Source organism: Sphingomonas sp. BRN-1R, assembly GCF_057748035.1.
Genome location: NZ_CM173236.1, coordinates 2,525,662 through 2,549,041, shown reverse-complemented (window position 1 = coordinate 2,549,041; position 23,380 = coordinate 2,525,662). Strand labels below are relative to the sequence as shown.

The 23,380-nt window shown below is 67.3% G+C and carries 24 protein-coding genes; 12 read left to right on the top strand and 12 right to left on the bottom strand.

What is annotated here, in order from left to right:
- Nucleotides 1-156 precede the first annotated feature (156 nt).
- The 7 genes from hpnI to AC3ANX_RS11610 are packed head-to-tail and all read left to right on the top strand — an operon-like array spanning nucleotide 157 to nucleotide 7,060.
- Nucleotides 157-1,308 carry a bacteriohopanetetrol glucosamine biosynthesis glycosyltransferase HpnI gene (gene hpnI / locus AC3ANX_RS11640; RefSeq protein ID WP_488333444.1) on the top strand — a complete coding sequence of 384 codons (1,152 nt, stop codon included), beginning with the start codon at nucleotides 157-159 and terminating at the stop codon, nucleotides 1,306-1,308.
- Nucleotides 1,305-2,750: a hopanoid biosynthesis associated radical SAM protein HpnJ gene (gene hpnJ, locus AC3ANX_RS11635; RefSeq protein ID WP_488333443.1), complete on the top strand. Its 1,446-nt coding sequence runs from the start codon at nucleotides 1,305-1,307 to the stop codon at nucleotides 2,748-2,750. Before hpnI ends, hpnJ begins: the two co-directional genes overlap by 4 nt.
- A 12-nt stretch (nucleotides 2,751-2,762) precedes the next feature.
- Nucleotides 2,763-2,960 carry a hypothetical protein gene (locus AC3ANX_RS11630; protein ID WP_488333442.1) on the top strand — a complete coding sequence of 66 codons (198 nt, stop codon included), beginning with the start codon at nucleotides 2,763-2,765 and terminating at the stop codon, nucleotides 2,958-2,960.
- Between the two features lie 8 nt (nucleotides 2,961-2,968).
- The gene (hpnK, locus tag AC3ANX_RS11625; protein WP_488333441.1) at nucleotides 2,969-3,793 is read left to right on the top strand and encodes a hopanoid biosynthesis-associated protein HpnK; all 825 of its coding nucleotides are present in this window, start codon (nucleotides 2,969-2,971) and stop codon (nucleotides 3,791-3,793) included.
- Nucleotides 3,794-3,807: 14 nt separating this feature from the next.
- On the top strand, nucleotides 3,808-4,701 hold the full coding sequence (locus tag AC3ANX_RS11620; RefSeq protein WP_488333440.1) for a ferritin-like domain-containing protein: 894 nt from the start codon (nucleotides 3,808-3,810) through the stop codon (nucleotides 4,699-4,701).
- Nucleotides 4,698-5,690, top strand: coding sequence for a lysylphosphatidylglycerol synthase domain-containing protein (locus AC3ANX_RS11615; protein WP_488333439.1), 993 nt, complete (start codon nucleotides 4,698-4,700; stop codon nucleotides 5,688-5,690). The genes AC3ANX_RS11620 and AC3ANX_RS11615 overlap by 4 nt, the downstream gene beginning before the upstream one ends.
- Before the next feature lie 2 nt (nucleotides 5,691-5,692).
- Nucleotides 5,693-7,060, top strand: coding sequence for a hypothetical protein (locus AC3ANX_RS11610; RefSeq protein ID WP_488333438.1), 1,368 nt, complete (start codon nucleotides 5,693-5,695; stop codon nucleotides 7,058-7,060).
- A 5-nt stretch (nucleotides 7,061-7,065) separates the two neighbouring features.
- Here the strand turns inward: AC3ANX_RS11610 and AC3ANX_RS11605 are convergent, their stop codons facing one another.
- The 5 genes from AC3ANX_RS11605 to AC3ANX_RS11585 all read right to left on the bottom strand — a co-directional run bounded on the left by AC3ANX_RS11605 (nucleotide 7,066) and on the right by AC3ANX_RS11585 (nucleotide 12,884).
- Nucleotides 7,066-7,896 (bottom strand): MOSC domain-containing protein, encoded by an 831-nt coding sequence (locus AC3ANX_RS11605; protein ID WP_488333437.1) that lies wholly within the window; start codon nucleotides 7,894-7,896, stop codon nucleotides 7,066-7,068.
- A gap of 120 nt (nucleotides 7,897-8,016) precedes the next feature.
- Complete coding sequence (locus AC3ANX_RS11600; protein WP_488333436.1) at nucleotides 8,017-9,183, bottom strand: pyridoxal phosphate-dependent aminotransferase; 1,167 nt, start codon at nucleotides 9,181-9,183, stop codon at nucleotides 8,017-8,019.
- Nucleotides 9,184-9,334: 151 nt separating this feature from the next.
- Nucleotides 9,335-9,859: a gamma carbonic anhydrase family protein gene (locus tag AC3ANX_RS11595; RefSeq protein WP_488333435.1), complete on the bottom strand. Its 525-nt coding sequence runs from the start codon at nucleotides 9,857-9,859 to the stop codon at nucleotides 9,335-9,337.
- A gap of 71 nt (nucleotides 9,860-9,930) precedes the next feature.
- The gene (locus AC3ANX_RS11590) at nucleotides 9,931-12,294 is read right to left on the bottom strand and encodes a putative bifunctional diguanylate cyclase/phosphodiesterase (RefSeq protein ID WP_488333434.1); all 2,364 of its coding nucleotides are present in this window, start codon (nucleotides 12,292-12,294) and stop codon (nucleotides 9,931-9,933) included.
- Nucleotides 12,291-12,884, bottom strand: a complete 594-nt coding sequence (locus AC3ANX_RS11585) for a cupredoxin domain-containing protein (RefSeq protein WP_488333433.1) — start codon at nucleotides 12,882-12,884, stop codon at nucleotides 12,291-12,293. Before AC3ANX_RS11585 ends, AC3ANX_RS11590 begins: the two co-directional genes overlap by 4 nt.
- A gap of 107 nt (nucleotides 12,885-12,991) precedes the next feature.
- Here AC3ANX_RS11585 and AC3ANX_RS11580 point away from each other — a divergent pair, with 107 nt between their 5' ends.
- Together AC3ANX_RS11580 and AC3ANX_RS11575 are read left to right on the top strand one after the other, a co-directional pair.
- Complete coding sequence (locus AC3ANX_RS11580; protein WP_488333432.1) at nucleotides 12,992-13,873, top strand: DUF3034 family protein; 882 nt, start codon at nucleotides 12,992-12,994, stop codon at nucleotides 13,871-13,873.
- A gap of 14 nt (nucleotides 13,874-13,887) precedes the next feature.
- Nucleotides 13,888-14,358 carry a group I truncated hemoglobin gene (locus AC3ANX_RS11575; RefSeq protein WP_488333431.1) on the top strand — a complete coding sequence of 157 codons (471 nt, stop codon included), beginning with the start codon at nucleotides 13,888-13,890 and terminating at the stop codon, nucleotides 14,356-14,358.
- A 100-nt stretch (nucleotides 14,359-14,458) separates the two neighbouring features.
- Here the strand turns inward: AC3ANX_RS11575 and AC3ANX_RS11570 are convergent, their stop codons facing one another.
- The 5 genes from AC3ANX_RS11570 to AC3ANX_RS11550 form a co-directional block, all read right to left on the bottom strand.
- Nucleotides 14,459-15,208, bottom strand: a complete 750-nt coding sequence (locus tag AC3ANX_RS11570; RefSeq protein ID WP_488333430.1) for an HAD-IIB family hydrolase — start codon at nucleotides 15,206-15,208, stop codon at nucleotides 14,459-14,461.
- 103 nt (nucleotides 15,209-15,311) lie between these two features.
- On the bottom strand, nucleotides 15,312-15,581 hold the full coding sequence (locus tag AC3ANX_RS11565; RefSeq protein ID WP_488333429.1) for a hypothetical protein: 270 nt from the start codon (nucleotides 15,579-15,581) through the stop codon (nucleotides 15,312-15,314).
- A gap of 151 nt (nucleotides 15,582-15,732) precedes the next feature.
- On the bottom strand, nucleotides 15,733-17,139 hold the full coding sequence (locus AC3ANX_RS11560; RefSeq protein ID WP_488333428.1) for a M20/M25/M40 family metallo-hydrolase: 1,407 nt from the start codon (nucleotides 17,137-17,139) through the stop codon (nucleotides 15,733-15,735).
- A gap of 3 nt (nucleotides 17,140-17,142) precedes the next feature.
- Entirely contained in the window at nucleotides 17,143-17,580 is a 438-nt protein-coding gene (locus AC3ANX_RS11555; RefSeq protein WP_488333427.1) for a type II toxin-antitoxin system VapC family toxin, read from the bottom strand.
- Complete coding sequence (locus AC3ANX_RS11550; protein WP_488333426.1) at nucleotides 17,577-17,828, bottom strand: hypothetical protein; 252 nt, start codon at nucleotides 17,826-17,828, stop codon at nucleotides 17,577-17,579. Before AC3ANX_RS11550 ends, AC3ANX_RS11555 begins: the two co-directional genes overlap by 4 nt.
- A 101-nt stretch (nucleotides 17,829-17,929) precedes the next feature.
- Between AC3ANX_RS11550 and ettA the strand changes: the two genes are divergently transcribed.
- Together ettA and AC3ANX_RS11540 are read left to right on the top strand one after the other, a co-directional pair.
- Nucleotides 17,930-19,609, top strand: coding sequence for an energy-dependent translational throttle protein EttA (ettA, locus tag AC3ANX_RS11545; protein WP_488333425.1), 1,680 nt, complete (start codon nucleotides 17,930-17,932; stop codon nucleotides 19,607-19,609).
- Nucleotides 19,606-20,043: a ribose-phosphate pyrophosphokinase gene (locus tag AC3ANX_RS11540; protein ID WP_488333424.1), complete on the top strand. Its 438-nt coding sequence runs from the start codon at nucleotides 19,606-19,608 to the stop codon at nucleotides 20,041-20,043. The genes ettA and AC3ANX_RS11540 overlap by 4 nt, the downstream gene beginning before the upstream one ends.
- Before the next feature lie 4 nt (nucleotides 20,044-20,047).
- Here the strand turns inward: AC3ANX_RS11540 and AC3ANX_RS11535 are convergent, their stop codons facing one another.
- Entirely contained in the window at nucleotides 20,048-20,620 is a 573-nt protein-coding gene (locus AC3ANX_RS11535) for a Uma2 family endonuclease (protein WP_488333423.1), read from the bottom strand.
- A gap of 48 nt (nucleotides 20,621-20,668) precedes the next feature.
- Complete coding sequence (locus AC3ANX_RS11530) at nucleotides 20,669-21,271, bottom strand: Uma2 family endonuclease (RefSeq protein WP_488333422.1); 603 nt, start codon at nucleotides 21,269-21,271, stop codon at nucleotides 20,669-20,671.
- 82 nt (nucleotides 21,272-21,353) lie between these two features.
- Between AC3ANX_RS11530 and AC3ANX_RS11525 the strand changes: the two genes are divergently transcribed.
- Nucleotides 21,354-23,351: a lytic transglycosylase domain-containing protein gene (locus AC3ANX_RS11525; protein WP_488333421.1), complete on the top strand. Its 1,998-nt coding sequence runs from the start codon at nucleotides 21,354-21,356 to the stop codon at nucleotides 23,349-23,351.
- Nucleotides 23,352-23,380: the final 29 nt, after the last annotated feature.

Sequence of the window (23,380 nt, the reverse complement as noted above, 5' to 3'; positions counted from 1 at the left end):
GAAGGAAGGCAGGGCGGGACGGGGCGGGGCGGGGCGACCTTTCACCTTCCCCGGCGGACGCTCGCGCGGTGAACGAGTCCTGACACTCGCATGACGTTTTCGACACGCCCGCCCGCGCGGTTTGACCCGGACCGAAACGGCACTAAGGCGCGGGATATGGCAATGGTGGCAGCAGTATTCGGGACGGTGGCGCTCGCGCTCGCGGCGGTCGGGATCGGCTGGACGTTCGCTGCGACGCTGACGCTGCGACGCTTCTTCGCGCACCCCGCGCCGGTTGGCGACAGCACAACGGGCGTCACGATCCTCAAGCCGCTCCACGGCACCGAGCCGCGTTTCCTCGATACACTCGGCAGCTTCCTCACGCAAAGCCATCGTGGGCCGATCCAGTTGCTGTGCGGCGTGCAGCGCGCCGATGATCCCGCGATTCGCGCGCTCGACACGCTGCGCCGGCGCTTCCCCGATGCGGTGATCGACCTGGTGATCGACTCGACCCGCCATGGATCGAGCGGCAAGATTTCCAACCTCGCCAACATGGCGCCGCACGTCCGCCACCCGGTGGTGATGCTCAGCGACAGCGATATCGCCGTCGGCCCCGAGTATGTCGCGCAGGTGCTCGCCGCGCTCGACGCGCCGGGGGTGGGGGTCGTCACCTGCGCGTACCATGGGCGCGGCGATGCCGGGCGCTGGTCGCGCTTCGGGGCGGCGGGGACCGACTGGCAGTTCCTGCCCGGGCTGATCTTCGGGGTCGCCAACCAGCTCGCCAGCCCCTGTATGGGATCGACCATAGCGATGCGCGGTGAGACACTCGCCGCGATCGGCGGGTTCGCGCGCTTCGCCGATGTGCTGGCCGACGATTATGCGATCGGCGCGGCAGTCCGCGCGCTCGGCCTGTCGGTGGTGGTGCCGCCGCTGCTGGTGACGCATGCCTTCGATGATCGCTCCGCGCGCGCCTTGTGGCGGCACGAGCTGCGCTGGGGCGTGACGGTGCGCGATCTGACGTTCCGCGCTTATCTCGGGCTAGTCGTGACGTTTCCGCTGCCGATCGCGCTGCTCGCCGCGCTGTGGTGGCCGGCGGCGGGGTTGGCGCTTGCCGCAATCGCGCTCGCCGTCCGCCTTTTCGCCGCAATTTCGGTGGAACGGGCGTCCGGCGCGCGGGCCGTATCGCGATGGGTGTTGCCGATACGCGACACCTTCGGATTCGCGGTCTATTGCGCCAGCTTCTTCGCCCGCTCGGTTGATTGGCGCGGCGCGACGCTTAGAATAGGACCAAACGGCCACATCGCTGCGGCCCCGGAGATTTCACGATGATGCGTTCGCTTTTCCTGCAAGGCCCCTCGTTCGACGGTTACGACGGCGGGGCCGGTGCGCGCTATCAGATGAAGCGCGAGGTCAAGTCGTTCTGGTATCCGACCTGGCTGGCGCAGCCGGCCGCGATGGTGCCCGGTTCCAAGCTGATCGACGCACCCGCGCATGACCAGTCGTGGGACGACATCAAGCACGAGATGGACGGCATGGAGCTGATCGTGCTCCACACCTCGACGCCGAGCTTCGCGCAGGACGTGAAGTGCGCCGAGCTGATCCGCGCACGCAACCCGCACGCGCTGATCGGCCTCGTTGGCGCGAAGGTCGCGGTCGAGCCGGACAAGAGCCTCGCCGCCACCACCGCGATCGATTTCGTGGCGCGCGAGGAATATGACTTCACGATCCTCGAGATCGCGGAAGGGCGTCCGCTCGCCGAGGTCGATGGCATCACCTGGCGCGCGCCGGACGGCTCGTTCGTCCGCAACAAGGACCGCGCGATGATCGAGGACATGGACGTCCTGCCGATGGTCTCGCCGATCTACAAGCGCGACCTCCAGATCGATAAATATTTCGGCGGCTACCTCAAGCACCCGTATGTCAGCTTCTACACCGGCCGTGGCTGCAAGAGCCGCTGCACCTTCTGCCTGTGGCCGCAGACCATTGGCGGCCACAACTACCGGGGCCGCTCGGTCGCCAAGGTGGTCGAGGAAGTGAAGTACATCATGGAGAACATCCCCGAGACCAAGGAGATCTTCTTCGACGACGACACGCTGACCGACAATCACGCCCGCGTCGAGGAAATCGCGATCGCGCTCGGCCAATTGGGCTTCGGCAAGCCCGGCTTCCCGATGTCGTGGAGCTGCAACGCCAAGGCAAATGTGCCGCGCAAGACGCTGGAAATCCTCAAGGCGAACGGCCTGCGCCTGCTGCTGGTCGGCTACGAAAGCGGCAACCAACAGATCCTGCACAACATCAAGAAGGGCCTGCGCGTGGACGTCGCCAAGCAGTTCACCAAGGACTGCCACGAACTCGGCATCGTCATCCACGGCACCTTCATCCTCGGCTTGCCCGGGGAGACGGAAGAGACGATCGAGGAGACGATCAACTACGCCAAGGAGATCAACCCGCACACGATCCAAGTGTCGCTGGCGGCGCCCTATCCCGGCACGTTCCTCTACAAGCAGGCGACCGAGAACGGCTGGTTCGACAACAGCAACAGCCTGCTCACCGATGACGGCAACCAGATCGCCCAGCTTTCCTACCCGCACCTCAATTCCAAGGTGATCTTCGACAAGGTCGAGGAATTCTACAAACGCTTCTACTTCCGCCCCTCCAAGATCGGGTCGATCGTGTGGGAGATGATGCGCGATTGGGACATGATGAAGCGCCGGCTGCGTGAGGGCGTCGAGTTCTTCGACTTCCTGCGCCGTCGCAAAGAGGCCGTGTAAGGGCTTGATATCGTGACGTCTGCGTCGGAGATGACGGTCAACGAACGGCTCGCCGCGCGCGGGCTGTTCGAGGATTGGGAGCGTGCGGTGCGCGGGGGAGATCGCGCGGCGATGACGCTGCTGCTGCGCCGCATCGGCATCCCCAACGCGCCGCGTGTCGCCGACATCGTGCTCGCCGACCCGGCCTTCTACGGCTTCGGCGAGGGCTGAGGCGGGGCGTGCGCACCGTCATCATCAACGCCGACGATTTCGGGGTTTCGGTTCCGGTCAACGAAGCGGTCGAGCAGGCGCATCGCGGCGGCGTACTCACCACCACCAGCCTGATGGTGACGGGCGAGGCCTGCGCCGATGCGGTGGCGCGGGCGCGGACCATGCCCAAGCTCGGCGTCGGGCTGCACGTCGCGCTCGCCGAGGTGCCGCCGGCGCTGCCGCCCGAGCGTATTCCCGCTCTGGTCGACACAAGCGGGCGCTTCAATATCGAGGCGCTCGGTACCAGCATGGCGATCCTGCTGCGGCCGGCGGTGCGGCGGCAGCTCACCGCCGAGATCGAGGCGCAGTTCCGCCTGTTCGCGGCGACCGGGCTGCCGCTCGATCATGTCGACTCGCACAAGCACATGCACATGCACCCGGTGATCGCCTCTACGGTGATCGCGGTCGGCAAGCGTTTCGGCATGAGGGCCGGGCGTGCGCCGACCGAACCGCGCGCGGTGATCCGCAGAATTGAGCCGGTAAAGGGCGTGGATATCGCCGCGCCGTTCGCGCGGCGCGTTCGCACCAAGCTGCGCCGCGCCGGCATGAAGGCGCCCGACCACGTGTTCGGCCTCGCCTGGTCTGGCGCGATGACGACTGCGCGCGTGCGCGGCATCCTCGAACATCTGCCTGAGGGCACCAGCGAAATCTATTTCCACCCGGCGACCGGCGACTATGCGCTGGCGGCGCCTGGGTATAAATATCAGGAAGAACTGGCGGCGTTGCTCGATGCGTCCGTGCGCGAGATCATCGTGCGCGACCGGATCGCGCTGGCGCGCTTCGCCGATCTGTAAACGGACCAGAACGCATGAACTACATCCCCGGCAAGATCGAAGCGGCAGGCCCGGCCCCCGGCGAGCGCGTCAGGCTCGGCAGCGAGGCGCACAAGATTCTGCTGTGCCGTGCGTTGCTCGACACGCACGATCCATACCGCCCTGCGCTGATCGACTGGCCCGAGCTTGAGGAGGAGACCCGCCAGAAGATCGTCTCGCTGCCGATCTGGGACATGGCGGTGCAGACCGAGGGCCGCACCGGGCTGTTCGTGCAGACCTTCGCCGATTTCGTGACCGACCATGAGCTCAAGACCGCGCTCGAAATGGATGCGTTCGAGGAGAAGCGCCACAAGATCGTGCTCGCCGACATGGTGCAGCATTACGGCATCGTGCTCGAACCCGAGCCGCCGTACATCAAGCCCAAGGATGCCGAATGGGCGTTCATGCGCTCAGGGTTCTCCGAGTGCATCGACAGCTTCTTCGGCTTCGGCCTGTTCAAGATCGCCAAGGATACCGGCTTCTTCCCGCCCGAACTGATCGACACGTTCGAACCGGTGATGCGCGAGGAGGGCCGGCACATCCTGTTCTTCGTCAACTGGGTGGCGTGGTGGCGGCGCAACATGCCGTGGTGGCGGCGGCCCTATTTCGAACTGAAGGTCTGGGCGGTGTGGGTGTTCCTGTTCTGGGAACGGCTCGACATGGCCAAGGGCATGGGCGAGAACACAAAGGCGCAGGAGAACAACTTCACGCTCAACGGCTCGAAGGAACTGGGCGTGGAGATCAGCTTTCCCGAACTCGCCGCGATCTGTCTGTCCGAGAACGACCGGCGGCTCGCACCCTATGACCAGCGGCTGATCCGGCCCAAGTTCGTCCCCGGCATGATTCGGCTGGTGCTGCGCTTCATGCGGAAGACACCGGCCATCGCATGAACCGCTACGCGCGCGCCGGGCTGCTGGCGGCGACCCTGATCGGCATCGGTGTCGCTGGCTGGACGGTCGGCGCGGTCGGCGCGCGTCAGGTGTTTGCGTCAATGGCGCGGATCGGCTGGCTGGGCATGGGCGCTTTCCTGCTATGCTCTGCGGGCGTGCTGCTGCTGCTCGGCGCGGCGTGGCTGGTGTGCGCGCCGGGCGAGCCGCTCAGGCGGCTGCCGCTGTTCGTCTGGGCACGCACCACGCGTGAGGCGGCGACCGACGTGCTGCCGTTCTCGCAACTCGGCGGCCTCGTCGTCGGTGCGCGGACACTGGCGGTGCGCGGCGTGGCCGATCCGCTGATCTACGCCTCGATGGTCGCCGACATGACGACCGAGATGGCCGCGCAACTGCTGTTCACGCTTGGCGGCGTCGCGACCCTGCTCGCGATGTTGACGGCAGGGCCGACGACGGCGGGGATCGTGCCGCTCGCGGTTGGCGGACTCGGGGTGATGGCGGTGCTGATGATCGCCTTCGTGGTCGGGCAGCGGCCGGTGTTGCGGCTGGTCGGGAAACTGGCGGCTCGGATGATCCCCGGTTCGGTCGCGGCGGTCGATGCGGTGCGGGTGCAACTCGATGTGGTGTATCGGCGGCCGGGGCGGGTCCTCGCCGCATTCGTGCTCAACCTGCTCGCGTGGATCGGCAGTGCGCTCGGCGCGTGGGTGGCGCTGTGGTTCATGGGGTCGCACCTGCCGGTGTGGGCGGTGCTGACGGTCGAGGCGCTGATCTTCACGCTCCGCAGCGTCGCCTTCGCGGTGCCCGGCGCGATCGGTATTCAGGAGGCGGCGTATGCGCTGATCGGCCCGGTGTTCGGCCTGCCGCCGACCACCGCGCTGGCGCTGTCGCTGCTCAAGCGCGCGCGCGACCTGACGATCGGCGTGCCGGCGATGCTGATGTGGCAGGCGGGCGAGGTCGGCGCGCTCGTCACCAAGCGGGTCGAGCCGGCCTGAGCATGAGCGCTTCCCGGCGCGGTGCGCTTGTCGTCGTGGCCCTGCTGGTGGCGGCGGCAGGGGGGCAGCTTGCCGCCTATTGGCCGGGCATCATGTATTGGGATGCGGTGCGTCAGTACGGACAGGCGGTGAGCGGCCAGTTCGACGACTGGCACCCGCCCGCGATGGAGTGGGTGTGGCGGCGGCTGATCGCGGTACAGCCCGGCCCAGCGCCGATGCTGCTGTTGCAGGCGGGGCTCTACTGGCTCGGCTTCGGGCTGCTCGCCGCGCGCGCGGTGGCGGCGGGGCGGGGGCGGCTGGCGGTGCTGATCGTGTTGCCTGCGCTGTTGCCGTTCGCGCTGGCGACTTTGGGATCGGTGCTCAAGGACAGTCTGATGGCGGGCGCTTTGCTCGCTGCCGCCGGGCTGATGGCGTGGACAGGGCGCGAGCGGGGCTGGCCGTTACGCATCGCCGCGACCCTGCTGCTGTTGTTCGCCGCCACGCTGCGGTTCAACGCGCTGCTCGCCGCGCTGCCGCTGCTGGTGGCGGTGCTGCCGGACGACTGGCGGCGTACGCCCGCGCGGCTTGTTTCGTGTACGATGGCGGCGACGCTGGCGCTCGCCGCCGCGATGCCGCTCGCCAACGTCGCGACGGGTGCCAAGCCGAGCGGGGTGGCACTGTCGCTGGTTATCTTCGATCTCGGCGGCATCACCGAGGCGGGCAGGGTGGATGCCTTCCCGCCGCTGCCGGTCGCGAACCCGGTCGCGGTGAACCATCGCTGCTACGATCCGGTGCAGTGGGACAGCTATGCGTGGTGGGTCGCAGAGCCGTGCCCGATTGGCTTCGCGCTCGTCCGCGACACGTTCGCGGCGCGCCACCAGAGCCCCTACGCCTTCTGGCTCGGGGCCATCGCGACGCATCCGCTCGCTTATGCCGCGCATCGCCTGCGCCATGCCAACAGCAATATGCGCTTCCTGCTCGCGCACGATGTCGAGCGGCCGGTCCAGCCGCAATCCGCGCCCAACGACTGGGGCTTCGCGATTGGGCGCAACCCGCTCCAGCGCGCGCTCGACTGGTTGGCGGTGCAGACCTGCCGCACGCCGCTCGGATGGCCGATCTGCTGGATCGCGCTTGCGCTCGGGTTGGTGGTGGCGGGCTGGCGGCTACCGGGGCTGGCGCTGCCGCTCGCGCTATCGGCGGCGTTATACGGGGGCGGCTATCTGGTGCTGAGCGTCGCGTCGGATCTGCGCTATCATCTGTGGACGATGCTCGCCGCCGGTCTGGCGTTCGTGCTGGTCGCCGCTGCCGTGCCGCGTCGGCGGCTGGTGCTGGCGATGCTGCCGGCGATCGGCGTGGCGCTGATCGGGATCGCCGCGCGGCTGATCTGGTAGGCGGCTCAGCGCAGGTTCGAATCACCCGTCTCGAGAATCTTGATCGGGTCGCCCGCCGCGATCGTGCCGTCGCATTCGGGAATGAGGTTCTGGCCGAACATCACGCCGCCTTTGCCCATGCGCCCGATCCGGCGCAGCGTCGCGAGCGGTTCGTTGCCCTCCAGCCTTTCGCCCGTGTCGGGTTGCTGGGTGATGACGATGCAGCGCGAGCAGGGCTTGGCGACGCGGAAGGTGACGTCGCCGATGCGGATGCGGCGCCAATGGTCCTCGCCCCACGCATCGCCGCCTGCGACAACAATATTGGGACGGAAGCGTGCGATCGGCACCGGCACCGCCAGTTCGGCGTTGAGCGCGGCGAGCGACGCCTGCGTCACGATCAGCAGCGGGTAGCCGTCGGACAGGCTGACATGCTCGCCGGGCGCGGCAACGGCGGGGTCGATCGCCCGCACGCCCTCGTCGCCCTGGAAGACGAGCCGCACCGGCTTGCCGAACGCACGCGACAGGTAGCTGGCGGTGTCGGCGCCGGTCAGGCGCACCCGCACGGTGTCGCTCCACACGCGCGCATCGATCAGCGGCGCGTCGGCATCCGGGCGAAGGACGCGGTGCGCGCCATGTTCGGGATGGTCGAACAGCAGGGCGTCACCGTCCGGCCGCACGGTGAAATACGCCATCGCGGGCATCTCGCGACGGGTGATGAAGCGCGCGTTCGCATCGACGATCATCCACCGCCGGTCGCCCTCGATCCCACGCGCGCCGATCGCCGCTTGATCGAGAATATGGCCGCGCAGGCTCTTGACGGGGTAGCGGAACAGCTCGGTCACGGAGGAATTGGTCACGCGCCGCCCTTACAGACGATCCTGTGTGGTTAGAAGTGTCTCGCTGCGGAGCGCAGCGTCATCGCCGCGTGCATCTGATGGGAAGCAGGGCGCGACCGCTGCCGGCCGCGCCCGCTGGCATCATGCCATGATCTTATCCAGCGCGCTGCGGAACCTGGCCATATCCTCCGCCGAGCCGACCGTGACGCGGCTCATCGTCGGGTAAGCGTCCCACGAGCGGCCGATCTGCACGCCTTGCGCGACGAACGCGGCCTGCATCGCCTTGGGATCCTTGCCCGCGCCCCAGTCGAGCATGAACATGTTCGCTTGCGAGGGGATATACTTCAGCCCGCGCTTGCGGACGTGCGCGAGTGTCTCCTCGCGCGCGGCGATCATTTCGGCACGGCGCGCGGCGATCTTGCTGGCGAGCGGAAGGCTGGCGGTGCCGCAGGCGACGGCGGTCATCGGCAGCATGTTGGTCACCTGTCCGCCGTCGTAGCGCATCATCCGCCTGTAGAGATCGGGATGCGCGATGGTGAGGCCGAGCCGCATCCCGGCCATGCCGAACAGCTTGGAGAAGGTGCGCATCACGATCACGTCGTTGCGCGTACACGCGAGCTTCGCCGCGCTCTGCGTGCCGGCGAAGTGGATATAGGCCTCATCGACCAGGACGATCGAATCCTTGGGCTTGTTGGCGAGCAGCCATTCGATATCCGCGATCGGCGTCAGCGTTCCGGTCGGGTTGTTGGGCGAGCAGATGTAATAGAGCCCGGCGTTGGGATCGGCGGCGAGCATCGCCTTGACGTCATGGCGGTAGTCAGGCGTGAGCGGCACACGCGTCGGCTTGATCTGGAGCCATTGGGCGGTGCGCCAGCTTTGTTCGTAGGTCGGGTTCGCCGTCACCAGTCCCTTCTGCGGCGAACAGAAGGTGACGACCGCGCGGTTGAGCGGGTCGCTCGACCCCGGCCAAGCGAGGATGCACTCCGGCGTGACGCCCTCGACCTGCGCGACCGCGGCCTTCAGCTTGTCATGCTCGTTGTCGGGCTCGTAGCGGTTGCCGACCGCCGCGATCGCTGCTGCCGCCTGCACGCCTTCCGGGAATGGGCCGGTCCAGCATTCGTTCGAGCCGATCCGCACGGCGCCGACGATCGCCTTGGCGGATTGCTGCGCCTGCGCGGTGCCGCCCGCGAACTGGCTCACCGCCACGCCGCCGCCCAGCAGCATCGCGATGCGCCCGATCTGGCGGCGCGAATAGCCGCGATCGTGAAGGTCTTCCCGCGCGTCGCGGTCGAGGAGATCGGTCGTCATCTTGGGCGCTCCCTGTCGTCTTTCCGGATGATGGGCGGCGAGAGATCTCGCGCCCGGTGCGGCCCGGACACCCCCGTTCCACGACTCGGATCACACCACAGGATGCCGCGCCTGTCCAGCGCGGACGAAAGAAATTCTCTCTCGGAGAAAGTCAGCCGATCTGGAGCAACCCCGATGCGAAGCGTTGCGTCTTCTCCGCATATCCTGCCGCCGAGGCGAGCAGGCCAGCCGACTCGGCCTCGCTCAACGCCCGCACCGCACGCGCCGGGCTGCCGACGATCAGGCTGCCGGGCGGGAAGCTCTTGCCCTCGGTAACGAGCGCGCCCGCGCCGACCAGCGAACCCGCGCCGATCGTCGCGCGGTTGAGGATCACCGCGCCCATGCCGACCAGCACGCGATCCTCGATCGTGCAGCCGTGCAGGATGGCATGGTGGCCGATCGTACAGTCGGCGCCGATCGTCAGCGGTGCACCCGGATCGGAATGGAGCATCGCGCCGTCCTGCACGTTGCTGCGCGCGCCGACCCTGATGGTGGTGTTGTCGGCGCGGATCACCGCCCCGAACCAGACGCTCGCCCGTTCCGACAACCGCACATCGCCGATCACATCGGCACCGGGGGCAACCCAGACGCCCCCGGCGAGCGTGGGCTGCTGTCCCTCGAAAGCGTAAAGCGGCATCGCTGATCCTCCCGCCCACGCCTACGCGCTCCGGACGGGCGAGGGGAAGGCGAAAACGCGTCAGGCCGCGGCTATGCCGCCGCGCTCATCGCCTTGCCGAGCAGCGCGATCACCTTGTCCGCCTCGACCGGGCGGCTGAACAGATAGCCCTGAATGCTGCTGCATCCCTGTCCGCGCAGTTCGGCGAGCTGGTCCGGGCTTTCCACACCTTCGGCGGTGGTCTCCATGCTGAGCGCCGCTGCGAGATCCACGATCGCGTGGACGATCGCGGCGGAACTCTGGTCCTGCGCGATCCGGTCGACGAACGACTTGTCGATCTTGATCTTGTCGAACGGGAAACTGCGCAGATAGCTGAGCGAGGAATAGCCCGTCCCGAAATCGTCGAGCGCGACGCGAACGCCCATCGCGCGGAGCCGGTGAAGCAGCGCCACAACCGTCTTCTCGCCATCGAGAAACACCGATTCGGTGATCTCCACCTCCAGCCGCCCCGGCGCCAGCCCGCTGCGCGACAGCGCCTGGAAGATGACGCTGGCGAAGCCCGAGTTGCGGAACTGGAGCGGCGACACGTTGACCGCGATGCGGACATGCTCCGGCCAGTCGCACGCCTGACGGCATGCCTCCTGCATCACCCACGCGCCGATCGCGACGATCAGCCCGGTATCCTCGGCAACGGGGATGAACTCGACCGGAGAGACGTTGCCGCGCGTCGGGTGTTCCCAGCGCAGCAATGCCTCGAAGCCGCCGATCCGATCCGCTTTCAGATCGAAGATCGGCTGATAGTTGAGCCGGAACTGGCCGGCGCGAAGCGCCTCGCGCAGATCGAGCTCAAGCTGGCGGCGTTTGCGCGCGGCGGCGTCTAGCGCGGGTTCGAAGAAGCGGAACACGCCGCGCCCGTCCTGCTTGGCGCGGTACAAGGCGAGGTCCGCGTTCTTGAGCAGCACGTCCGGGTCCGCACCGTCGCCCGGGCCGACCGCAATGCCGATGCTGGCGCCGGTGGCGATCTGGTGGCTGTCCACCGTCAGCGGCGCGCGGATCGCATCGAGGATCGCCTGTGCGAGCACGCGCGGCCGGTCCGGATCGCTGCGATCGTCGAGGATGATGGCGAACTCGTCGCCGCCGAGCCGCGACACCAGCCCGTCGCGGCCCAGTTCGGACAGCATCGTACCGATCCGCGCGAGCAGCGCGTCGCCGACCGGATGGCCGAGCGTATCGTTGACGCCCTTGAACCCGTCGAGATCGAGGCACAGCACCGTCACCGTTCCGCCCAGCTTCTGGATGCGCGCGAGGCTCGCGTCGAGATGCTGGCGGAAGAACGTGCGGTTGGGCAGGCCGGTCAGCGAATCGTGGAAGGCGAGGTGGGTGATGCGATGCTCGCGCTCGGTGATGCCGGTCGACATCAGGTTGAAGCTCTCGGCGAGCCGCGCGATCTCGTCGGTGCCCTCCACGCTCACCTGCGCGCAGACGCCTTCCTCCAGCGCCTTCGCGGCTGCGTCGAGCGCGACGATCGGGCGCGCGATGCTGGTTGCGAGCCGGCGACTGCCGAGCAGCACCAGCACCAGCCCGATGAGGCCGGCCAGAGCGATGCCGATCTCGAGCGATCGGTACGAGGCGAGCGCGCGGCTCTTGGGATAGCTGAACAGCAAGGCCGCCTCGGGCCGGTCGCCGCGCCCTTGCAGCAGCTTCGCGCGGGCGAACGAATCGGTTCCGCCGACCTCGATGGTCAGCGGCGCACTGTCCTGCCCGCCGCCCTCGATGACGCGGTCGAGCGCGCGGTCAGGGCCGATCGCATGATCGCTCGACACCCAGTGGCCACCCGCCCCACGATAGAGCGTGCGCACGTTGAGCGGGATCGCCGAAAGATGTTCGAGCGCATGCATCTCGGTCGCGTCGAGCGGGATCGCGAAGATCATCCAGCCGATCACATCGGGCGCGAGGATCGGCGAGGCGACGACGCGGAACACCGCGTTCCCCACGTCGATCACCGCGGCGCCGCCGCCCTGCGGCAGATCGTCCGGCAGCGTCGCCAGCGCGCCGCGCAGCGCCTGCGGGCCGGTGCCGAAGATGTTGCCCGACGTATCGACCACGAACGCGCCTGTGACGGCGGAACGGCCGCGCAGCGTCACCACCGCCGATTCGATCGTTGCGCGGTCGCCGCTGCCGATCGCGCTGCGGAAGCCGAAATCGCGCGCGAGGACGTCGGCCGCGCGGCTCAGCGATTGCGTGCGCAGCGCCCAGATGCGGTCGTACACCTCGCCCGCCGCGCTCAGCTCGGCGCGAACCGAGGTGCGGGCATGCGCGAGGATCATCGCCTGCGCCGCCGCCGCGACGATGACGAGCGCCAGCGCGAACAGTGCCGCGTACAGCACCGCCAGCCGAGTGCGCAGATGGCGGAAGGTGAGCGCCGCGGCGAGCGCGGCGCGTGCGCGCGCGATCATCGGCGCTGCACGGACAGGGTGATCGGCCCGCCGTTAGCGGCGATCGTCACCGGCTGCGCGGTCATGTTGTCGGGCGCGCGGATCGAGGGGTGCCACAACCGCGCCGTAGCCGCGCCGGCGGGAACGCCGGTCAACACCGCGTGGCCGCCCGCGTCGGTCTGCGTCGCAAAGGGCGTATCGACCACGACGATCACGCCGCTCATTGCATCATGGATGTTGCAGCCGAGCGCGACGACGCCGGGCTTGTCGAACACGACGCTGCGCGTCTCGTCCTTGCCGTACAGCTTGAGGTCGAACTTCTTGGCTTTCGAAACCGAATAGACGTGGTGACGCACCTTGTCGCGATTGGGGAAGCTGACGCTCGACCCGACCGGTACGATCAGCACGTGCGGATCGAACGCGATGTCCTGCTGCGCCATCACCGTGCCCCAGGCGAAATGGATCGGGGCGTCCGCCTTGCGCTGGGTCTCCAGCACCACGACCGCGCCGGCGAGCGGCTTGCCGTCCGCCCCGCGCACGTCGACCGCCACGGTGGCGGCGCTCGCCGGAACGGCGCAGATCAGGGCGAGCGTGGCGAGGAGGGGGCGCATGGGCCGCTGCCCTAACGCAAATCGGTAACGAACCTCTGAACGGCGCGCTTACCCGCTCGTAACCAGCATCGCGCTATGGCGGTGGCAGAAAAGCGGGGGTCGCACCAATGTCGAGATACTGGCGGGTTCTCGCCAGCCTGATGCTATTGCTGGCGGCGGCGGTGCAGCCGGCGGCGGCGAAGGAAATGCGCGCCGGCGGCAAGCTGCTGCTGACCGGCGGCGTGTCGAGCGTGGAAGGGGCGAGCGGCGGCGGTCTCGCCACCTGGGCGCTCGTCTCGGGCAACGAGACCAACGACGGCATCGGCGGCAGCGTCCATGCGACCTACGTGGCGCTGCCCGATTTCGATCTGGCGAGCGTGGGCGCGGCGGTCGGCATCCGCAACCGCGTCGAACTGTCCTATGCGCACCAGACCTTCGACACGCGCGCGGCCGGCGCGGCGCTGGGGCTGGGGCACGGTTTCAAGTTCGGACAGGACGTGTTCGGCGCCAAGCTGCGGCTGATCGGCGACGCGGTGTACGATCAGGATACGGTGCTGCCGCAGATTTCGGTGGGCGTGCAGTACAAGCGCGCGGAGAAGGGGGCGGTGATCCGCGCAGTCGGCGGGCGCGAGACGCGCGGAGTCGATTTCCTCGTGTCCGCCACCAAGGTTCTGCTCGCGCGCAGCATGGTGGTGGGCGGCACGGTGCGCTTCACCAAGGCCAATCAGTTCGGGTTGCTCGGCTTCGGCGGGGACAAGGACGATGCCTATCACCCGCAGTTCGAAGGTTCTGCCGGCGTACTGCTGACGCGGCGTGTGCTGGTTGGCGCGGAGCTTCGCACCAAGCCGGACAACCTCGGCTTCGCGCGCGAGCAGAAGGCTTACGATCTGTTCGGCGCGTGGCAGGCGACGCATCATCTCGCGGTGACGGTCGCCTATGCCGATCTCGGCGATATCGCGACCGTGCGCCGTCAGCGCGGTGCGTTCCTGTCGATCCAGGGCAGTTTATAGGCTAGGGTGCCGCGATGCTGATCTTCGCCCTCGCGCTCGCCGCCGCGATCCAGAGCGTTCCGCCCGGCGAGGAGCCGGTCGATCCCTATGCGCAGAGCAACACCAACGCCGGTGCGACACCGTTCAAGGGCACCGGCATGCTCGACGCGTTTCACCGACGCGCCGGCATTGCGCGGATCGTCGACACGATGGTCGCGCGCAATGTCGCCGATCCGCGCATCTCGGACATTTTCAAGGGGCAGGATCTGGTGCGGTTGCGGCGCACGCTGAAGGAGCAGTTCTGCTACATCCTCAACGGCGGCTGCGACTATAGCGGTCGCACCATGAAGGACGCGCACAAGAACATGGGGCTTCAGGTCGCCGACATGGCCGCGCTGATCGAGAACCTCCAGAGCGCGATGCAGGCGGAGGGTGTTTCCTTCTTCGCGCAGAACCGCTTTCTGGCAAAGCTCGCGCCGATGAAGCGCGATACGGTGGAGCGGTAGAACTCGTCACCCCCGCGCAGGCCGGGGCCGCTGCGTGATCTGGCGATCCGCGTGGCCTGAACCCAGCGGCCCCGGCCTGCGCCGGGGCGACGGGATTGGCTCAGCCCTTCAAACAGGCGATCACCGCCGTGATCGCAACCGAGGTATCGGCCACATCGCGCACCTTGATCGAATCGATGCCCGCCGCGCGCACCGGATCGTCGTTGCCGCCCGGATAGATCGCATCGCCCATGAACAGGATGTTGTCGAATTCGATCCCGGCATGCTCGCACAGCCGGCGCATGCCGTAAGCCTTGTCGATGCCCTTGCGGGTGATGTCGACAGAGGTCGCGCCGCCGATGTTGATCGAATGATCGGGAATCATCGTGCGCAGGATCGCCTGCAACTGGCGGCGCTTCTCCTGCTTGGGGTCCCAATGCTCTTTCGCTTCGAGCGGCGCCTGCTGGCCCAGCGCGGAGAGCGTGATTTGGCTGCCGCGATCCTCGATCCGCTCGCCCCAGGTCTGCTCACCCCCGAAGCCGGCCTGATCCCACGCCTTGTTGAGCGCTTCGAGCACCTGGTCGCGCTCCTCGGGCGAGAAGCTGTCGTTGTAGATCGTCTGCCACGTGGTGCCGTCATAGCGGAACAGCTTGGTGCCCGTGGTCGGCATGATGAACAGCCGTTCGAGCTTGGCGTCCGCCTGCATGCGGCCGACCACCTGCTTCTCGAACTGCGGCCAGTCGCCGCCCGAGATCACCGCCACCTGCGCCACGTCGAGCAGGCGCTTGAGGAGGAGGGACATCTCGTCGCCGATCGGCTGCTTGCTCTCGGCGAGCGTCCCGTCGAGATCGAACGCGATCATGGTCTTCATGGTGGAGTCCCTCAGGCAATCTGGTCGATTCGTAAAAAGGGCGCCCCGAACCGGAGCGCCCCTGTCACCTCTCAAGCCGCCGCGCGGGCGGCGTGAGGAGACGTCACTTGGTGACGTTGTCAGCCTTGGCGTCGCCGTCCGCACGGACGTTGTCCGCTGCGTCATGCGCGTTGTCGGCGGCGTTCGACATCATGTCCGAAGCCGAAGCGTTCGAGGTGTTGTCGGCCATCGCGTCCATGTTGTCAGCGGCCGCATCGATGTTGTCCGCCACCATGTCGGCGTTGTTCTCGATAGCAGCAGCCTCGGGGTTCTTGTGGCACGCGCCAAGCGACATCAGGCCGGCGGCGACGAGAACAAGGGCGATCTTCTTCATGCGGTTGCTCCCAAAGCAGTCTATATATTCCGCGGCCAGCCCGATGCCGTCGCGAAGCGTGGATGAACCATCGCGCATCCGTAACGTCTCAATCGCAAATCATATCCCTGGTTGTAAATCGGGGATTTGCGGCTGTTTACGCGTCGCCGCCTTATTGGGAAGATTGCCCTGAGACAAGAGGTTCGGGCGCATCCGCAACGATCGCCAGCATCGCCGTCCACGCGGCGACGTTCTGGCGGAGCTGTTCGGGGTCGATCCGGTCGAGCACGTCCTCGGGCGTGTGGTGCCAGTCGAAGTAGCGCAATGCCGACTGGTTGAGGTCGATTCCCGCCGCGCCCAGCGCCAGCGTCGGCTCGACATCGGTGCCGCCGTGCGCCGTGTCGTGCCCGCGCACCACGCCGATCGGCGCGAGCGCGACCGCGATCCGGTCCGCCACCGGTTTGGCGGCGTCGGGGAAACTGGCGTTGAAGCGATAGACGTAATCCGCACCCGAATCGGATTCGGCGGCGAGGGCATGGCGTTCGCTCGCATGCGCCTTGGCATAGGCGAGGCCGCCGAACCCGCCGGTCTCCTCATCGCCGAACCACACGACGCGGATCGTGCGGCGGTGCCTGCCCGCTTCCATCAGCCACTTCGCCGCCGCGGTGGTGATCGCGAAGCCGGCGCCGTCGTCGATCGCGCCGGTGCCGAGATCCCAGCTGTCGAGATGCCCGCCGATCGTGATGATCCCCGCCCTGGGGTCGGTGCCGGGCACTTCCGCGACGACGTTGCCGGAGGTGCGCGTGCCGACGAACTTCGGCGTGAGCGTCAGGTGCAACGTCACGGGCTTGCCGCGCTTGATGATGCGCACGAGGTTCTCGGCATCCGCGACCGACAGCGCGGCGGCGGGGATCGGCGCGACGCCCGCCTCGAAATCGGTGGTGCCGGTATGCGGCGCACGGCTGTGATCGGTGCCGATCGAGCGAATGACGATCGCGGCCGCGCCCTTCTTCGCGGCGAGGTTCGGCCCGAGGAAGCGCGCGACGCCGTTGCTGCCATAGCCTTCACCGCCCTGCGTGGGCTGCATCGCGTTGGAGACGAACGCGATCTTGCCGGCCAGGCTGCCGTCGGGCGCGAGCATGAGATCGTTGACCGTTTCGAAATAGACGACCGGCGCAGTCAGCCCGGCCGCCGGCGTCGCGCCCGAATTGCCAAGCGCGGCGAGCTTCAACGGCTGCGGATAGGGTGCGACCACCTCGGCAGTCTCGGCGCCGCGCTCCCATACGTTGTGGAGGTCGTAGGGTTCGACCCGCACGTTCCTGAAGCCGAGGCTCTTGAGCTTTGCCACCGCCCAGTCCCGCGCGCGCTGTTCTGCGGGCGAACCGTCGGGGCGCGGGCCGATTTCGGTCGTGATGCCCTCGACGATATCCCAGGCGACATCGTCCTTCATCGCGGCATCGCGCAGCGCGGCCACCTTCGCATCCGGCACGACACCGGCGGGCATGACACGTGGTGCGGCGAGTGCGGGCAGCGGCGAAGCGAGGGCACAGCAAAGCAGGGCGAGGCGAAGGGAGGTCATGAGCTATCCCGAATTGGCAGGCTGGATGGGCGAAAGCCCGAGCGAACGCGCCGCCGAGAACTGCTGGCGGTCGAGGGTGAGTAAGGGAACACCGAGCCGTTCCGCAATCGCGATATGAATCGCGTCAGGCAATTTGATTGCCAGCGAAGCGCGGGCGGTAAGGGCGATCGCGCGGTCGAGATCGCCGGGCGTCCAGTCGGCCCAGTCCCAGTTCGTCAGAAAAACCCGGAGATCGCGAAAGCGGTCGGCGGCATCCTCGTCGCTGCCGTGTGCGGCACGGGTGCGTGCGGAGATTGCCGAAACGACTTCGCCAAAGCCAAACGTGCTATAAGCCAGCACCGTGCCGATTGGCACAACGGTGGCAACGGCGTCGGTCTCGATATCGCCGAGTACGATACCGGCAATCACGCTGGGGTCGACGTAGAACGCGGATGCGCTCAATGGTCGGACGCGTCGCGCAGTTCGCGTATCAACTGGGCTCCTGTCACGCCCGGAACCCGCAGCGGCGCCATCGCCGCCTGCACCGCCGCGAGCGCGTCCGGGTCGAGCGGATTTTTCCTGCCCTCACGCCGCGCCGCAAGCTCCGCCACGGGCTTGCCGTCGCGCACGAACACCACTTCGTCGCCGCGTTCGAGCGCGTCGAGCCAGCGCTCGCTGTCGCCATCCACCGGGATTTCGAGCCGTTCCATGCCGCCAGTCTAACCGCCCGCGCTCACGTTGCCAATTGTGCCCGAGCCTCTTAAATGCCCGTGCAACTTCCAGTTTATCCTGTCTCGGAGCACGACCCCGAATGGCCGTCCAATATTCCTATGTGATGAAGGGCCTGACCAAGACCTTCCCGGGCGCATCCAAGCCCGTTCTCAACAACATCCACCTCCAGTTCCTGCCCGATGCGAAGATTGCGATCATCGGGCCAAACGGTTCGGGCAAGTCGACGCTCATGAAGATCATGGGCGGCATCGATCAGGATTTCACCGGCGAGGCGTGGGCGGCCGAGGGCATCAAGGTCGGCTATCTGCCGCAGGAACCGACGCTTGACCCCACCAAGGACGTGATCGGCAACGTGCGCGACGGCGCCGGCCCGATTGCCGACATGCTCGCGCGCTTCAACGCGATCTCGGCGGAGATGGGCGATCCCAAGGACGACACCGATTTCGATGCGCTGATGGAGGAGATGGGCGATCTCCAAGCCAAGATCGACGCGGTCGACGGCTGGAGCCTCGACAGCCAGCTCGAACAGGCGATGGAGGCGCTCCGCTGCCCGCCCGGCGACAGCCCCGTCACCAACCTGTCGGGCGGCGAGAAGCGCCGCGTCGCGCTCTGCAAGCTGCTGCTGGAGAAGCCCGACATCCTGCTGCTCGACGAGCCGACCAACCACCTTGATGCCGAGAGCGTGCAGTGGCTTGAGAACTATCTCAAGGAATATACCGGCAACGTCATCCTCGTCACCCACGATCGCTACTTCCTCGACAACGTGGTGAACTGGGTGCTCGAGCTCGATCGTGGCCGCTATTACACCTACGAGAGCAACTATTCGGGCTATCTCGAGAAGAAGTCGCAGCGGCTGGCGCAGGAAGAGCGCGAGGAGCAGGGCAAGCAGAAGGCGATCGCCGACGAGCTGGCGTGGATGCGCCAGACCCCCAAGGCGCGCCAGACCAAGTCCAAGGCGCGTATCCGTGCGTTCGACGAACTGATGGCCGCGCAGGAGAACCGTTCGATCGGCAAGGCGCAGATCCTCATCCAGATCCCTGAGCGGCTGGGCGGCAAGGTGATCGAGGCGAAGGGCCTGACCAAGTCCTATGGCGACAAGTTGCTGTTCGAGAACCTCGACTTCACGCTGCCGCCCGGTGGCATCGTCGGGGTGATCGGGCCGAACGGCGCGGGCAAGTCGACGCTGTTCAAGCTCATCACCGGGCAGGAGCAGCCCGATGAGGGTTCGCTCGACGTCGGCTCGACCGTGCGGCTCGGCTACGTCGACCAGTCGCGCGACGATCTCGACCCCAACAAGAACGTCTGGGAGGAGATTTCGGACGGGCTCGACGTGTTCCGCTTCGGCAAGCAGGAACTCGGCACGCGCGCTTATGTCGGCGCGTTCAACTTCAAGGGGCAGGACCAGCAGAAGAAGGTCGGCCAGCTTTCCGGCGGTGAGCGCAACCGCGTCCACATGGCGAAGATGTTGAAGGAGGGCGGCAACGTCCTGCTGCTCGACGAACCGACCAACGATCTCGACGTCGAGACGCTCCGCGCGCTTGAGGAAGCGCTGGAGAGCTTCGCGGGTTGCGCGGTGGTGATCAGCCACGATCGCTTCTTCCTCGATCGCCTCGCCACGCACATCCTCGCCTTCGAAGGCAACAGCCATGTCGAATGGTTCGAGGGGAACTTCGAAAGCTACGAGGAAGACAAGCGCCGTCGCCTCGGCGATGCTGCCGACCGTCCGACCCGGCTGGCGTACAAGAAGCTGACGCGGTGACGACCCGGTCCTCCGGCCTCGATGGCGGCACGCTGTCGCAGTGGCTGGAGGACGAAGGCATCGTGCCCGCCGAGACCGGACCGGGCACGATCGCCGACGTGGCGCGCGTGCGTGCGCTGCTCGTAGCCGCCGCGCGCGACGGGCGGGTGGTGAGCTATTCCGAGGCGCTGCGCGATCTCGGCCACCGCTTCACCCGGCCCAAGATGCGCGCGTTGTGCAAGACGCTCGACGCGATCGACATGCAGGGGGCGGGAGCGGGCGAGCCCGAACTGGCGGTTCTGGTGGTGCGCGAGAGCGACCGCTTGCCGGGGCAGGGCTGGTGGACCGGCGTCGCCGAGCGGCACGATTACACCGGCGCATGGGAAGGGCCGGAGGCGGCGGGGTTGGTGCGCGAACTTCAGGGCCGCGCGTTCGAGTATTGGCGCGGGCGCTGACGGATCAGAGCGTGTCGGTGGCGATGGTCAGGCCGGCGACCGTCGCCGCGGTGATCGGCGTGCCGAACGCGATCTCGCGGCGTTCGGCATAGGTCTCGCCGGCGGGCGACCACATCTGGTGAATGATGCGCTTGTTGACGTCGACCACCCAATATTCCGGCACGTCATCGCGGGCATAGATGCGCTGCTTGCGGCCGAGATCGTTCCTGACTGTCGCGTCCGCCACCTCGATCACCAGTGCGAGCGACGCGAGCGGGATGAGGCCTTTGCCCTCAGGTTCGGCCGTCAGCGCTATATCCGGTTCCGGCACGTTATGCGGCGGCATCGCGATCGAGCCTTCGACCAGCGCTTCGAGGTTGCTTGCCGCAGCGTCCAGCGCATCAGCAAGCACCCGGAACAAACGAGATTTGATCCGCGCATGCGGCCGATGCTGCGCATTCATGTAAACGACTTCCCCCTCGATCAGTTCGGTCTTGCCGTAAGCCTCGAACGCGCCGAGTTCGTCGAGCACGAGGTAATCCTCCACCCGCAACTTCACGGGTAACGGCTCGATCGTCAGGGGAACAAGCTCGGTCATGATCCGATCGTATCACGAAAATCGTAACGTCGCATCATCGTACGGTGATCAGAGCGCGCTCGTCTCTACCGTCAGGCCGGCTATCGTCGCGGCGGTGATCGGCGTGCCGAACGCGATCTCGCGGCGCTCGGCATAGGTTTCGCCGGCGGGCGACCACATCTGATGGATGACGCGACCCTCGACGTCGATCACCCAGTATTCCGGCACGGCATACCGAGCGTAGAGCCGCAGCTTGCGGCCAAGATCGATATCGAGCGTGGAATCGGAGATCTCGATGGCGATGCGCACGTCGCCGCCGGGCAGGATGCGTGCGTCGTTGGGGTCAGCGACGGCAATGTCAGGTTCGGGCAGTGAGTCGCCGGACAATTCGGTCGATGGTGCGGTGTAGAGCAGCAGCGGCGAGGCCATAACCTTCAGTGCGATGCCGAGTTCCACGGTGACGATGGAATGCGCACGGGCATGGCGGCTGTGGACGGCATTCACGACCCAGATTTCCCCCTCGATCAGTTCGGTACGGGCGTAATCCTGAAACGCGCCCGCCTCCGCGAGCAGCAGAAAGTCGGCCACGCGCAATTTCGCGCGGTGGGGGATGGTGATGACTTCCTGCGCCGTCATGGCATGCAGAGTAACACGATCGCGGTGCGATGCCACCGGCGATTTCCGACCAACCGCCTGCCGCAATTTTTGCTTTTGATACGAGACACCTTAGCGGCTTTGGCTTATATATTGCGGCATGGTTCCGGGGGTCATCAAATTCGTGTTGCTGGCGGCGGGTGCATCCGGCGCGATCGCCGTTGCCGGCGCGGCACAGGATCAACTCGGCTGGGGGCGCGCGACGCAGGCGCTGACGCAGCAGCAGAATCCGGCGCAGAACGCCGCGCTGTCGGCGGCGGTCGCGCAGTGGAAGTCGCTTCAGCAGACCAGCGGCTATCCGTTCGAGACGTATGCCAATTTCCTGATCGCGCACCCGGGCTGGCCGGCGGAGATGTCGCTGCGCCGCGCGGCTGAGCGTGCGCTCGACGGCACCACACCGGTTTCGCCGACCACCACGGTCGCGTTCTTCCGCCGCTTCCCGCCGCTGACCGGCGCGGGCAAGACGCGTTTCGCCGAGGCGCTGGCGGCATCGGGCTATCGTGACGAGGCGAACCTCGCCGCGCGTAACGCCTGGGTATCGGGCAACCTGTCCGTCACCGATGAAGCCAAGATCATCACCGGCTTCTCGGCTGCGCTCACCCCGGCGGATCACGATCTGCGTATGGACATGCTGCTGTGGCAGGGTGCGACCTCGGCGGCGCAGCGTCAGCTTGCGCTGACCAGCTTCGCGCGCCGGCCGGTGTTCACCGCGCGGCTCGCGTTCCGCACCAATGCGGCCGATGCGCCGTCGCAGGCGATCGCGACTCAGGCGGTAGGCACGACCGATCCGGGCTGGCTCGCCGATCGCGCGACGTGGCTGCGCAACAACGGCGGCTTCGGCGCGCGCGAGCTGCTCGCGCGGCGCCCTGCGCTCGCGACGCGGCCGGGGAGCGTCGAGGAATGGTATGAGGTGCTGCTCGCCAACGCCAAGGGCGCGGCGGCGGATGCGCAATATGCCACCGCCTATGATATCGCGCGCCAGGTGGATGACGCCTACCCGGTCGGCACCGACGTCAGCGCACAGCCTTATGGTGAGCGCGACGATTACACGAGTCTGGTCTGGCTGGCCGGCTACACCGCGCTGAAGCAGCTCGGCCGTCCCGCCGATGCGGTGTCGCTGTTCGCGCGCTATGCGCATGCCTCGAAGGCGCCGACCACGCAGTCGAAGGGGCTGTACTGGGCGGGCCGGGCCGCCGAAGCCGCCGGGCAGCGCGACGTGGCGACCGGCTATTACACGCAGGCCGCCGGCTTCCCCGACCTGTTCTACGGCCAACTCGCTACCGAACGGCTCGGCCGCGCGCTCGCCGCACCCGGCGCGCCGGTGATGCGCCCGGTCGATCCGGTCGCGCGTGACGCGTTCTACAATCGCGAGACGGTGCGCGCCGCGCAATATCTCGGCACTGCCGGCGACTGGGAGGATCAGAGCGCGTTCGTCCGCCAGATAGCGATCGACGCCAAGACCGACAGCGACCACGCGCTCGCGACCGAGCTGTCGCGCACGCTCGGTCGCCCCGATCTCGGCGTGATGGTCGGGCGCAGCGCGCTCCAGAACGGCCTCAGCGATTATTCGACGGTCGGCTTCCCGACGGTGCGCGTGCCCGCCAGCGCCAACGATAGCTGGGTGATGATCCACGCGATCGCCCGGCAGGAGAGCCAGTTCGACCGCGCCGCGGTCAGCCATGCCGGCGCGCGCGGGCTGATGCAGTTGATGCCCGGCACCGCGCGCGAAACCGCGACCAAGCTCGGGCTGAGCTATAATCCCGCCGATCTGACCACCGACACCGATTACAACATCATGGTCGGATCGAGCTATTTCGCGCGGATCTACAATCTGTACGGCAGCTATCCGTTGGCCGTGGCGGCGTACAATGCCGGGCCCGGCAACGTGAACAAGTGGCTCCGCGCCAACGGCGATCCGCGCACTGGGGCGGTGGACGTGGTCGACTGGATCGAGGCGATTCCGATCTACGAGACCAAGAACTACGTCCAGCGCGTGCTTGAAAACGCGGTGGTGTACGATCTGATGAACCCGCAGCATGCGCGTTCCACCGGGGTGAACCGGATCAGTTGGTATCTCGGCAAGGGCCGGCCCGGCTGAACCATGACAGCACGGCGGCGGCGCGCTAG